The sequence below is a fragment of the Streptomyces sp. NBC_01257 genome (assembly GCF_035917255.1).
GTDB lineage: Bacteria > Actinomycetota > Actinomycetes > Streptomycetales > Streptomycetaceae > Streptomyces.
The window spans coordinates 7,823,348-7,836,273 of record NZ_CP108472.1; the positions used below are offsets into that span (position 1 = coordinate 7,823,348).

Genomic DNA, 12,926 nt, shown 5'->3' on the forward strand with positions numbered 1-12,926 from the left:
CTGAACGCCACAACTCCTCAACGGGAATGGTTCAGGTCATGACAGCGGATCGCCGAACGGCACAGCACGCCCCCCACAGGCCGGCAGGCAGCGGCCACCGCAGAACCCGACTGGCGCTTGCGGCAGCGGTAGCCACCGCCCTCGTGGCCGGATTCACCGCCACCTCGGCGGCCGGCCGGCCCGTGGCGCAGAGCGCTCCGGGTCCCGCCGCGGCCGCCTCCACGGTCCGGGCAGACGAGGCGGCCGACGGATTCGCCTCGGTCGACGCCCTGGGACAGGACGGCACGTACGGCGGGCGCGGCGGTGCGACCGTCACCGTGCGCACCCTCGCCGACCTGGAGAAGTACGCGACGGCGGCGCAGCCGTACGTCATCGTCGTCGCGGCGGCCATCACCATGGACCCTAAGGGCAAGGAGATCAAGGTCGCATCGGACAAGACGATCATCGGCTCCGGCACCTCCGGACACATCGTCGGCGGCGGGTTCTTCCTCGGCCAGGGGGTGCACAACGTCATCATCCGCAATCTGACGATCCGGGACTCCTACGCCGGCACCTGGAACGACAAGGACCACGACTGGGACGCCATCCAGATGGACGGCGCCCACCACGTGTGGATCGACCACAACGACCTGCGGAACATGGCCGACGGCCTGATCGACAGCCGCAAGGACACCACGTACCTCACCGTGTCCTGGAACCGCCTCCAGCACGACAACAAGGCCTTCGGCATCGGCTGGACCGAGAACACCACCGCCGACATCACGATCCACCACAACTGGTTCCACGAGACCGAGCAGCGCAACCCGTCCACCGACAACGTGGCCCACGCCCACCTCTACAACAACCTCCTCCAGGACGACCCGGGCACCGACATCACCAGCAGCTACGGCAACTACGCCCGGGGCCGCACGAACATGGTCCTGGAGAACAGCTGGTTCGAGGGGCTGAACAACCCCGTCACCCGGGACGGCACCGCGACCCTCGTCCAGCGCGGCAGCGTCTTCAGCGGCACGAGCGGACGCAACGAGAGCGGCGGCGGCACCTCCTTCGACCCGCACACCTTCTACCCGTACGCCCTCGACAGTGCCGCCGACGTGCCCGCGCTGGTGAAGGCGGGGGCGGGGCCGCGCGCCACGACCGCGGCCGCCGCGGCGGCCGCCGCGGCCACGCTCACCGTCGCCCAGGACGGCAGTGGTCAGTACCGCACCGTGCAGGCCGCAGTGAACGCGGTGCCCGCCGGCAACACCTCCCGGGTCGTCATCGCCATCGCGCCCGGCACCTACCGCGAACTTGTCAAGATCCCCTCGACCAAGAAGAACGTCACCCTCCAGGGCACCGGTCCCAGCCGCAGGAGCACCGTCATCGTGTACGACAACGCCTCCGGTACCCAGAAGCCCGACGGATCGGGGACGTACGGTACGAGCGGCAGCGCGACCGTGGCCGCCGAGGCGGACGGCTTCCAGGCCCGCAAACTCACCATCGCCAACGACTTCGACGAGGCCGCCCACCAGGACCTGAACGGACTGCAGGCGGTCGCGCTGCGCACCGCGGCCGACCAGGTGTTCCTCGACTCGATCATCACCGAGGGCGACCAGGACACGCTGCTGCTCGACACCGCGGCCAAGGACAGGCTGGGCCGGGTCTACATGACCGACTCCTATGTCGTCGGCAACGTCGACTTCGTCTTCGGCAGGGCGAGCGCCGTCATCGACGCCTCGGTCATCACCCTGAAGAAGCGCTGGGACGGCAGTTCCGCGGGATACATCACCGCCCCGAGCACCGCCGCAGGCCGCAAGGGCTTCCTCATCAACGACTCCACGGTCAACGGCGACGTCTCCGCGGCCACCTTCTACCTCGGGCGTCCCTGGCACGCCGGGGGCGACGCCACGCTCGACCCGATGACCACCGTCCGCGACACCACCCTGAGCGCCGCGATCCGGCCGGCGCCCTGGACGGACATGAGCGGCTTCTCCTGGAAGGACGACCGGTTCGCGGAGTACCGCAACGACGGACCGGGCGCCGGGACGGCAGGCAGCGACCGGCCGCAGCTCGGCGACGGCGAAGCGGCCGGGCAGGAGATCGCCGACTGGCTGGGCGGCTGGACCCCTTCGGCCTCCTGAGCCGGGGAAACCTCCGGTCCCGCCGATGTTGCGGGCGGGGCGGCGGGCATATCGTGGCGGTAGCCGGGACGGCTGCCGCCACTGCCGTCCCCGGGCGGCCGACGGTCGGGACTCCCAGTGAGTCGAAGCGCTTCGACAGCACTCTGGACACGCTGTGCGAGCAGGTCTAGGCTCGCATCATCCGTGCATGTCACAGGCGGATCGAGCGAAGTCGAAGCGCTTCGCCACATCTGACCGAGATTGCCGGTGCAGGCCGATTTCCGCGCCGGTGTCCCGCCGGTGTCCGACGACGTCCCTTGATGGAGAGCTGAATGGTCACCCTTGCCGAGGTCGCCCAGCACGCCGGAGTCTCCGCGAGCACGGTGAGCTACGTCCTCAGCGGGAAGCGGTCCATCTCGGTGTCCACCCGGGAGCGGGTGGAGCTGAGCATCCAGCAGCTCGGCTACCACCCGAACGCGGGCGCGCGGGCGCTCGCGAGCAGCCGGTCGAACATCATCGCGCTCATGGTGCCGCTGCGGACCGACATGTACGTCCCCGTGATGATGGAGATCGCCATCGCGGTCGCCACCACGGCCCGCACCCACGGCTACGACGTCCTGCTCCTCACCGGTGAGGAGGGCCCCGCGGCGGTGCGGCGCATCGCCGGCAGCTCGCTGGCCGACGCGATGATCCTCATGGACGTCGAACTGCACGACGAGCGGCTGCCGTTGCTGCGCGAGACGGACCGGGCCGCCGTGCTCATCGGGCTGCCCGCCGACACCGACGGGCTGACCTGTGTGGACCTCGACTTCGAGGCGACCGGCGCCCTGTGCGTGGAACACCTCGCGGACCTCGGCCACCGGGAGGTCGCCGTGATCGGCGAGGCCGCCGCGGTGTACGAGCGGCACACCGGGTTCGCCGAGCGGACGGTCGACGGCATACGCGCCAAGGCGCGGGAGACCGGAGTGCGCGTGCTGCACCGCCCCTGCGAGGGCGGCTATCCCGCGATGGCGCAGACCCTGGCGCGGATCTTCGACGAGCGCCCCGGCACCACCGGGTTCATCGTGCAGAACGAGTCGGCGGTGGAACCCCTGCTCAACCTGTTGCGCCAGCAGGGCCGGGCGGTGCCCGAGGACGTGTCGGTGGTCGCGATCTGCCCCGAACAGGTGGCCTCGCAGGCCTCCGTGCGGCTCACCTCCGTCGCCATTCCCGCGCAGGAGATGGGGCGCCGCTCGGTCGAGCAGGTCGTCGCCAAGCTCTCCGGCCGCGGAACGGACGAAGTCGAGCTGCTGGCACCGGAACTGACGGTGCGCGAGAGCACGGGACCCGCACCGAAGTAGCCCCGGTACACGTGTGCGCGTGAGCCGGCCCCCGCGCGGGGACCGGCTCACGCGCGCGTACGGATCAGCTGGAGGAGACACCGAATCCGTTGGTCGTGAAGTCGAGGCCGCCCGGTGACGAGGTGATCTCGTAGCCGAACTGGACGTCACCGATGGTCTCGTCGCCCCACCAGCCCTTGGTGTCCTTGATCCACTTCAGGATCGGCAGGATGTCCACCGTGCCCGCGGTGGAGTCCGAGGTGCGCAGGAACGAGAAGACCTGGTTGGCCCCGTTGTCGCCCTTGTAGACGGTCCAGGTGTGACCGCCGAGCGTGAGGTTCCCCTGCGGGGTGCCGAGCGGGCCCACGGCGCCGTTGTAGTTGACCCAGAGCATGACCTCGTAGTCGTAGTCGCTGTCCCAGATGTCGTACGAGGTGTTGTAGGCACCCGACGACGGGACGGTGACGTTGTACGTGCTGGTGAGCGACGACAGCGAGGTGAGGGACTTGCCGACGACCTTCTTGGCGTTGGGGTACGACTTGATGCCGCCGGTGTCCGGGTGGTTCGCCGACACCCCCCAGTTCGCCGATGAGTTGGCCCAGATCGACTGCGAACCCGCGCCGGATCCCCAGATGTTGTTGTAGAGGGTGTAGCCGTCGGAGGTGGTGTAGTTGCCCCACTGGTCCGACGAGGACCAGATCGCGGCCTGGGCGGGGGCGGCGGCGAAACCGATGAGGGCGGCCACCGCAGTGGCCGGGGCCAGTACGAACCTGCTGAGTGTGCGGGTACGTCGTGCCATGGTTGTCCCTTTCCATGGTGGGGGGATGGGGTGGGGGGAGTGCTACCGCGGCCCCAGTTCGAGGACGCGGTCCACGCCGGCCGTCAGCTCCAGCGGGGCCGAGGGGGTTCCGGCGGAGGAACCGGTGAGGGTGCTGCCATGGCCCGTACGGACGTCCACGCGGGCGTCACGGGTGGGGTGGAGCACCGCGGTCGCGGTGCCGTCGGCGGACCAGCGCAGGTCCAGTCCGGCGCCGAACCGTGTCCGCACACCGCGCAGTTCGCCGCTCGGGCAGCCGGCCGGAGGGGCCGGGAGCAGGACCAGCCGGTGCGGTGTCGACTGGACCAGCGACTCGATCACCGCGGCGGGCAGGGCGTGAGCCGCGTCCGCGTTGTAGACGTTGCGGGACGGATAGTGCGCGCTCATCAGCGAGTCGTGGAAGAAGTCGCCCGCGAGCACGGCGTCCAGGGCCGCCGAGGCCCGGGCGCCGTCCCGCAGCCGTGCGGCGATCAGCGCATGGTGCAGATGGCCGTGGGCGGAGTCGTTCTCCGACCCGCGCAGCTCCAGTGCGCGGTGCGCGGCGGCCGAGAGTTCCGGGGTGTCGTACGGATTGATCGCGTCCAGCGGCCACACCGGGTAGAGGTGGCTGAGATGGCGGTGGTCGTAGGTCTCCGCCAGGCCCGGCCACGCCCACTCGGCGAGCGCCCCGTCCTCGTTGACCCGGTACGCCGGGAGCCGGGCGGCGAGCGCCCGCCGCCGTGCGGAGGCCGGATGGGTGGGGGAGCGGCCGGCCGACGCGGTGAGCGCGTGCCGGGCCGCCGCGATGTCCATCGTCGCGTTCACCGTCCCCCAGCTCGCGTTGGCCGGACGGTTCTCCGGCGAGTACGACGGCACGACGGCCACCGTGCCGTCCGGGGCGGTACGGGTCAGGAAGTCCTCGTAGAACAGGGCGGCTTCGTGCAGCGCGTCGACCAGCCGCGGGTCCGTCACCCCGCTCGTCTCGGCGTCCTCGATCAGCGGTTCCAGGAGCCAGTCCGCGCCCGCCGTCCACAGATGCAGCGGGTAGGCGCGCTGGTAGTGACGGGTGTGCCCGGACTCGCCGTCGGTGTGGGAGGGGGCGACGATGCCCCGCGCCCCGAAGATCGCCCGGGCGTTGTCCCGCCAGTCGGCCAGCTGCCCGTACACCAGGGCGGCATGGGCCCGGGACACCTCGGGCAGCGCGGCAGCGGCCGCCGAGGCGATCTGGAGGTTGAGGTTGGCGTTGGTGGTGAACGCCCCCGACCAGGCGGTGTTCCAGTCACCCGTCCACAGACCGGTCAGCCGGGGCGGCAGCACACCCGAAGAAGAGAGCAGGTGGTAGCGCCCCGCCGCGAACAGCCGCTCCAGAAGAGCGGGGCTGCCGGGCCGGAGCAGCAACTCGCTCCCGGGCAAGGCGCGTTCGGCCGGATCGGCGTCCAGGGTCAGGGCGGACCGCTCGAAGGCCGGGCGGTGCAGGGCGCGGTGCCGGGCGAGCAGCGCCGGGTAGTCGTCCTGCGGCAGCGCGGCGGACTCCGCGGCCGGGGCAGGCCCGCTCGCGTGACGGTGCACCCGGGTGAGGAGCAGCAGACTCCGGGCCCCCTCGATCCGGATGCCCTCGCCCGCGACCGTCACCCGGCCGCCGTCCGCCCGCACCACCGTCACCCCGGTGTAGGCGAGGTCGCTGTCCGGGTAGCCCACCCGCAGCGCCAGCCGGCCGCCGCCCGGCGTCAGCGCGGTGCCGCGCCCGATGGCCAGCCGGGGCGGGGCGCCGGGCAGCGCGTGGTCCAGGGTCAGATCCACCGCGAGGCCGGGGCCGGTGACCCGCTGGACGATGACGTCGTCGGCGCGGGAGACGAAGACCTGGCTGCGCCGGCCCTCGCACACGGCCGTGATCTCGCCCGTGGTGAAGTCGACCGTGCGCCGGTAGCCCGCCGGCGGACCCCCGTCCTCGGACCCGGCCGACGCGCCGGGTGTGGGGCGGATCCGGGTCTGGAACGCCGGGTGGAAGGGCTGGACCCACACCAGCGGCCGCCCCGCCCCGAACCGTTCGGCGGCCGTGGTGTCCCCGGTGAGCAGGGCGCTCTGCATCTGGTGCAACCGGTCCGCGAGCTCCGGCGGGCGGGCGTGTTCGCTGCCGTTGGGCCGGACCAGCGAGTGGTGGTTGACGATGACCCGGTCGTCGGCCGGATCCCCGTACACCATCGCGCCGTGCCGGCCGTTGCCGCCGAGGAAGGCGTCCTCCCAGCGGGTCGCGGGGCTCGGCTCCCACGTGCCGTCGATGTCCGCGCGCAGGGTCATGGCGCGGCGCTCCGCAGCACGGCCACGCCGTAGCGGCCCAGCTCGACCCGGTCCTCGACGGTTCGCCCCGTCAACAGGTCCTCGTGCGTGCCCGGCACCTCCACGGTGACGGTCTCGCGGCCGTGGTGCAGCAGGAAGAGAAGACCGCCGCGGCGCACCGCCTCCACACCCGCGGGCAGTCCGGCGAGCACCGGCTCCGCGCCGGCCTCCCGCACCACGTCACCGAGCAGCGCCCGCAGCGCCGCCGGTTCCGGCAGCGTCGACAGGTAGTGGGCCCGGCCCCTGCGCAGCACCGCGGGCAGCCCGGCCAGCTCGCCGTCACGGTAGGAGGCGACCACCTCGGTGCCCTCCGACGCCTCCAGTTCCTCCGACCACAGGCTTCCCTCGAAGCCGTCGCAGGCCACGGTCGCACCGGCGTCCAGCGGCCACCACTCGTGCAGGGTGCGGATGCCGAACAGCTCACGCAGCCGGACGTCCATGCCGCCCGGCCTGATGCGGTCGTCCACGTCCGCGATCCCGCTGAAGAAGCCGCAGACCAGCCGCCCGCCGCCCTGCGCGTACGCGACCAGGTTGTCGACCGCGGCGTCGTCGAGCAGGTACAGGTGCGGGACGGCGACCGCCTTGAACCGGCTCAGGTCCGCGTCGGGGCGGGCGAACTCCGTGACCACGCCGTTCTCCCACAGCGCCCGGTGCCAGCGCTGCACCACCTCGGTGTAGTCCAGCAGCGAGGACGGCCTGCCCTCCTGGGCGCCCGCCCACCAGGAGTCCCAGTCGTGCAGGACGGCCACATCGGCGGGCACGTCACCGCCGCCGACGGCCGGTCCGAGCAGGGCGAGTTCCGCCCCCAGTCGCCTGATCTCGCGGAACGTGCGGCCGTGTTCACCGGCGTGGGTGAGCATCCCGGAGTGGAACTTCTCCGAGCCCTGCCGGGACTGCCGCCACTGGAAGTAGCAGACGGCGTCGGCGCCGCGCGCCACGGACTGCAGCGACCAGAGCCGGTTCAGGCCCTCGGGCTTGGGGTGGTTGACGCCCCGCCAGTTGACGGGCCCCGCCGCCTGCTCCATCAGCATCCACGGACCGCCGGCCTGCGAGCGCGTCATGTCGGCGAGCATCGCGTTGTACTGACCGGCCTGCGGGTCCCGGGGGTCCGGATAGATGTCGACGGAGACGATGTCCTCCTGCGCCGACCAGGCCCAGGCGTCCTGACCCGACCACAGCGGCATGAAGTTCGTCGTGACCGGGATGTGCGGGGTGTGCCGGGCGACGATGTCCCGCTCGGCGACGTAGCACTCCATCAGCGCGTCGGAGGTGAACCGCTTGAAGTCCAGCACCTGCGCCGGGTTCTTCATGTACTGCGCCTTGCGCGGCGGCAGGATCTCCGTCCAGGAGTCGTAGCGCTGGCTCCAGAAGGCGGTGCCCCAGGCCTCGTTGAGCGCGTCCACCGTGCCGTACCTGCTGCGCAGCCAGCGGCGGAAGTGGGCGCCCGTCTCGTCGCACCAGCAGTGCGTGCAGTACTCGTTGTTGATGTGCCACACGGTGAGCGCCGGATGGTCCGCGTACCGTGAGGCGAGGTCCTCGGTGAGCGCGGCGGCGTAGCGCCGGTAGACGGGTGAGCTGGCGCAGAACTGCTGGCGCGAGCCGTACCAGACGACCGAGCCGTCCTCCGCGCGCGGCAGCGTCTCCGGGTGCCGCGCCCCCATCCAGGGCGGCGGGGACGCGGTCGGGGTGGCGAGCACCACGCCGATGCCGTTCGCGTGCATCAGGTCCATCAGCCGGTCCAGCCAGCCGAACTCCCTCGCTCCCGGGCGCGGTTCGATCTTGGCCCAGGAGAAGACGCCGAGGGTGACGGAGTTGACCCCGGCCTCCTTCATCAGCCGGGCATCGTCCTCCCACACCTCCTCGGGCCACTGCTCGGGGTTGTAGTCGCCTCCGAAGAGGATGCGGCCACGGGCCGCGTCGCGCAGGGACGGCATGGCGTCTCTCGTTCCTTCGTGCCTATTCGGGTTCTGCGTACTGGATGCCGCGGCCGTTGGTGCCCAGGTGGACACGGCCGTGGACGCGGGGGTCGCCGGTGATCACCTCACCGGTCCACCCCCACTGGTGGGAGTCGTCGTTGATCCGGACCCAGGTGGCGCCCGCGTCGTCCGAACGCAGCACGGCCACGCCGTCGTGCGTCGCGGAGACCCGTCCCGTCTGGAAGACCGCCGGATAGCCGGCACCGGGCCGCTTTCGCCCCTTCACCGGCGCCGCTCTGCCGAATCCCAGCGCGTGCGAGGCCTGGCAGCCGGCCACCGCCGTGAACGTGAGCCCGCCGTCCGTCGAGCGGAACAGTCCGTTGTCCTTCGCGGAGAGCCACAGGTCACCGCTGCGGCCGGGCGCCGCCGCCACCTTGAACTGCACGTCCCCGGAGGGGAGTCCGGACGCGCCGCGGGCGAAGGTCGCACCGGCGTCGGCGGAGTGGAAGACCGCGCCGGTGTCGGTGTCGTAGACGTAGAAGCGCCGCGGGTCGAGCGGATCGGCGACCGGGGCGGCGCCCTTCGGGAAGGTGGCGACCTCGGTCCAGGTCGCTCCGCCGTCCGTGGACCGGTGGGCCGGGTACTTGGTGCCGTCCCAGTGGACGAACGACCAGAGCAGCACCGAACCGTCCGCCGAGACCGCGACCGGCCCGGGGGCCGACGCGGCGATCTCCGGCTGGGCCGCGAACGGCCGCCAGGTCCTGCCGCCGTCGTCCGAGGACGCCCCGGCCGCCGTGGAGCCCGACGGCCAGCCCGTCCGTACGACGTACGAGGGTTTCAGCGCGGCGAGCGCGAGACCCGTGGCCGTGCCGAAGACCGGGTCCGACGCCATGCCCCGCGACGGGGACGCGGTCAGCGAGTCGTGGTACATCACCCCGATGTCGCCCAGGCCGCTCAGCAGCCGGGCGCCCTTGCCCGGCGGGGCGATCAGGAACCGTACGGACGACTCCTCGAGACCCCGGATCTCCGGGGCCCAGTGGACCAGGTCCCGCGTCCCGAAGACCGTTGCGCCCGTCCCGAAGACGATGTGGCGCGAGTCGAACGGGTCGACGGCCACGGTCTGGATCCACCAGCCGAACTTCGCCGAATCCCCGCCCCAGCGCAGATAGGGGGTCTCCGCGACATCGAGGACCGCGGTGTCCTTGAGCGACGCCCAGGTGGCGCCGGCGTCGGTGGAGCGGAACACCGTGTCGATCCGCGACCAGCGGTTGTTCGTCGTGACGACGAGCGTCCCGGCCCGGCGCGCGTCGACGGCGACACCGCCGTAGCCGAAGCCGTCACCGGCCGCCGCGTCCGGAGCCACCGGGGTGACCTCGCGCCAGGTGTCCGTCACGGTGTCGAGCCGGTGCACCGAACCGTCGGACTGGCCGTTGGGGCCCGGGGCGTCCGCGTAGGTGACGTACAGCGCCCGGTCGCGGGCGTCGTACGCCGCCCGGACCGGCACCTTCACCGCCGCGCTCCCGGACGGCTGCCCGGGCACGGCCTCCCAGCCGCCTGAACCGTCCGTACGGTGCAGCGCGGCGCCCCCGTCGCCGCAGCCCGCGTAGACCACCCGGCCCGCGGCGGCGAGGAACATCACGCCCTGCCCGTTCGCGGACGCGGTGGCCGGGAAGTCGACGGGCGCCCAGGTCGCACCCCGGTCGGCGGAGCGCAGCAGCCCGTCGTGCCGGGTGCCGAGCCACAGCGTGTCGCTGTCCCGCGGATCGACGAGCAGCCGCTCGCCGGCCCCGCGCCCGTCCTCGTTGGCGCCCAGCCGCACCGTCAGGTCGCTCCGCCGCCAGGTCGCGCCCCGGTCCTCGGAGCGGAGCACCGCGCCGGGGCCGGCCCAGTCCTGGGCGTACGTACCGCAGGCCAGGTAGAGACGGTCCGGGTGCGCCGGGTCGACGGCGAGCGCCTCGATGCCGAGGAGGTTCCAGTCGTCCCAGCCGAGGTGGTCGGTGAGCGCGGTCCACCGGGCCTTCGCCCCGTCCCAGCGGTAGGCGCCGCCGATGTCGGTGCGGGCGTACGCCAGTCCCTTCACGGAGGGGTGGAACAGCAGCCCGGTGACGAAACCCGTCCCGCCGATCGCTGCGGTCCGCCAGCGGTGCGGTTCGGCGCCGCCGTCCGCGTGGTGGTGCCCCGCCGCGGCCGAGGCGGGGCCGGCGGCCGGCAGGGCGACCGCGGCCGCGGCGACGGCCGCCCCCGCGAGCACGGTTCTGCGACGGGGCGTGGGCGCGCTGGAATCGCGCATGGCGAGAACACCTTCCGGACGGGGGGAGGGGAGACAGGGGGAGCGGGGGCCGCGGGGCGGATCAGCCCTTCACGGCGCCGGTGAGCATGCCCTTCTGGAAGTGCTTCTGGACGAACGGCGACAGGATCGCGACCGGGATCAGGGCGAGGATCATGACGGCCATCTGCACGGCCAGGCTGTTGATCGACCCGTTGCTGACCGCCGCGCCCATGGCACCCGGCGGCACCTGGTGCTGGAGGACCAGCTGACGCAGGATCATCTGCAGCGGGTACTTCTCGCTGTCCTGGATGTAGAGCATCGCGTTGAACCACTGGCTCCAGTAACCCACCGCGTAGAACAGCGAGATCACGGCGATCACCGCACGCGACAGCGGCATGATGATCTGGAGCAGGATCCGCCACTCGCCGGCCCCGTCGATGCGGGCCGCGTCGATGAGTTCGGGCGCGGTGTCCATGAAGAAGCCGCGCAGGACCAGCACGTTGAAGACGCTGATCGCGCTGGGCAGGATCATCGACCAGTAGCTGTCGCTCAGCCCGATGCCGGTGACCAGCAGATAGGTCGGGATGAGGCCGGCGCCGAAGAACATCGTCGCCATCAGCGTCATCAGCAGCGGCCGGTGGGCGTACGAGTCGCGGCGGCTCAGCCCGTACGCGCACAGGATCGAGACCACCATGCTGACCGCGGTGCCGACGACGGTGAGGCCCACGCTCACGGCCGCCGCACGCGTCACCGCGCCCCCGCTGAGGAGCTCCTTGTACGCGACGAAGGTGATGCTCCTGGGCCAGACGACCAGTCCGCCCGCGTCGTTGATGGCCTTGGTGTCGGAGAGGCTGGTGACGAGCACCACCCAGATCGGGACGATCACGACCGCGCAGATCGCGACGAGGCCGAAGCCCTTGAAGGCGAGGCCCGCCTTGGTGGGCTCCTCCTCCCACACCGGACGCGGCTCCGTCCGGAGGGCACGCTGGAGCGGGGTCTCCGCGCGCGGCGCGGGTCCGGCAGGGTCCTTCTCGAGTTCCAGGAGAGTTGTCATTTCTTGGAGTACACCCCCTGCTCGCCCAGCATGTGGGCGACCTTGTTGGCACCCAGCACCATGGCGACGCTGAACAGCCCCTTGAAGATGCCGGCGGCGGCCGCGTAGCCGAAGTCGCCGGTCTTGATGCCCGTCCACCAGATGTAGGTGTCGAGGATCTCGGACGCTCCGGCGCCGACCTGGTCGCGCTGGAGCAGGATCTGCTCGAAGTCGAGGTTGAGCGCGCTGCCGACCCGCAGGACGAGCAGGAGCGCGATGACCGGACGCAGCGCGGGCAGCGTGACGTGCCACATGCGGCGCCACCGGCCGGCGCCGTCCACGGCCGCGGCCTCGTACAGATCGGTGTTGACGGCGGCGAGCGCGGCGAGGAAGACGATCACACCCCAGCCCGCGTCCTTCCAGACCGCCTGGGCGGAGACCAGGAACTTGAAGAAGCCCGGGTTGGTCATCAGGTCGAAGCCTTCGTGGCCGTGCTCGCGCAGCCACTGGGCGACCAGCCCGGCGCCGCCGAACATCTGCTGGAAGACGGTGACGACGAGCACCCAGGAGAAGAAGTGCGGCAGATAGACGACCGCCTGGACCCAGGCCCGCACCCGTGCGCTCATGATCGTGTTGACCAGCAGTGCGATGGCGATCGGGATGGGGAAGAACAGGACGAGCTGGGTGACGAAGATGACCAGGGTGTTGATGAGGACTTCCCAGAAGCGGTAGTCCTCGAAGATCCGGGTGAAGTTGTCGAAGCCGACGAAGGGACTGCCGGTGATGCCCAGGTCGTACACGTCGTAGTCCTGGAAGGCCACGATGTTCCCGAGCAGCGGGATGTAGTTGAAGATCAGCAGCAGGGCGATGGCCGGCAGGGTCATCAGCACCAGGGTGCGGTCGCGCCGCAGCCGTTGCCGCCAGGTGATGCCGCCCGCCTGCGGTCCGGATCCGGTCCCGGCCCTCGCCGGTCCGTTCCTCGGCGAACGGGTACGGCGGCTGCGGGTCGTCCGCGCCCCGCCCGCCCTTCCGACGCTGTCCTCCCTGCCGCTTTTTCCGTCTCCGTCACCGCCGCCTCCGGCCGGGGCGTCGGCCCCGTCGGCGGTGCGGTCCGGGTCGGTCGCGACCGTGGCCCGTGGCTTCACCGTGTGCTCCCC

At 71.7% G+C, this 12,926-nt stretch carries 8 protein-coding genes; 2 read left to right on the top strand and 6 right to left on the bottom strand.

Annotated features, from left to right (window positions below):
• The first annotated feature begins 38 nt into the window (after positions 1-38).
• Both OG408_RS34160 and OG408_RS34165 read left to right on the top strand, forming a co-directional pair.
• Positions 39-2,120 carry a pectinesterase family protein gene (locus tag OG408_RS34160; RefSeq protein WP_326673593.1) on the top strand — a complete coding sequence of 694 codons (2,082 nt, stop codon included), beginning with the start codon at positions 39-41 and terminating at the stop codon, positions 2,118-2,120.
• A gap of 311 nt (positions 2,121-2,431) precedes the next feature.
• Entirely contained in the window at positions 2,432-3,439 is a 1,008-nt protein-coding gene (locus OG408_RS34165) for a LacI family DNA-binding transcriptional regulator (protein WP_266785285.1), read from the top strand.
• 64 nt (positions 3,440-3,503) lie between these two features.
• Here the strand turns inward: OG408_RS34165 and OG408_RS34170 are convergent, their stop codons facing one another.
• From OG408_RS34170 to OG408_RS34195, 6 genes are all read right to left on the bottom strand, one after another.
• Positions 3,504-4,217, bottom strand: a complete 714-nt coding sequence (locus OG408_RS34170; protein WP_266785287.1) for a GH12 family glycosyl hydrolase domain-containing protein — start codon at positions 4,215-4,217, stop codon at positions 3,504-3,506.
• A 42-nt stretch (positions 4,218-4,259) separates the two neighbouring features.
• Positions 4,260-6,512 (bottom strand): glycosyl hydrolase family 95 catalytic domain-containing protein, encoded by a 2,253-nt coding sequence (locus tag OG408_RS34175; protein ID WP_326673594.1) that lies wholly within the window; start codon positions 6,510-6,512, stop codon positions 4,260-4,262.
• Entirely contained in the window at positions 6,509-8,485 is a 1,977-nt protein-coding gene (locus tag OG408_RS34180) for a beta-galactosidase (protein WP_326673595.1), read from the bottom strand. Before OG408_RS34180 ends, OG408_RS34175 begins: the two co-directional genes overlap by 4 nt.
• Before the next feature lie 22 nt (positions 8,486-8,507).
• Complete coding sequence (locus OG408_RS34185) at positions 8,508-10,757, bottom strand: 1,4-beta-glucanase (RefSeq protein WP_326673596.1); 2,250 nt, start codon at positions 10,755-10,757, stop codon at positions 8,508-8,510.
• 61 nt (positions 10,758-10,818) lie between these two features.
• Positions 10,819-11,790, bottom strand: a complete 972-nt coding sequence (locus tag OG408_RS34190; RefSeq protein WP_266785295.1) for a carbohydrate ABC transporter permease — start codon at positions 11,788-11,790, stop codon at positions 10,819-10,821.
• A complete protein-coding gene (locus OG408_RS34195; protein ID WP_326673597.1) occupies positions 11,787-12,914 on the bottom strand; it encodes an ABC transporter permease in 1,128 nt (375 codons plus the stop codon). The genes OG408_RS34190 and OG408_RS34195 overlap by 4 nt, the downstream gene beginning before the upstream one ends.
• Between the last annotated feature and the right edge of the window lie 12 nt (positions 12,915-12,926).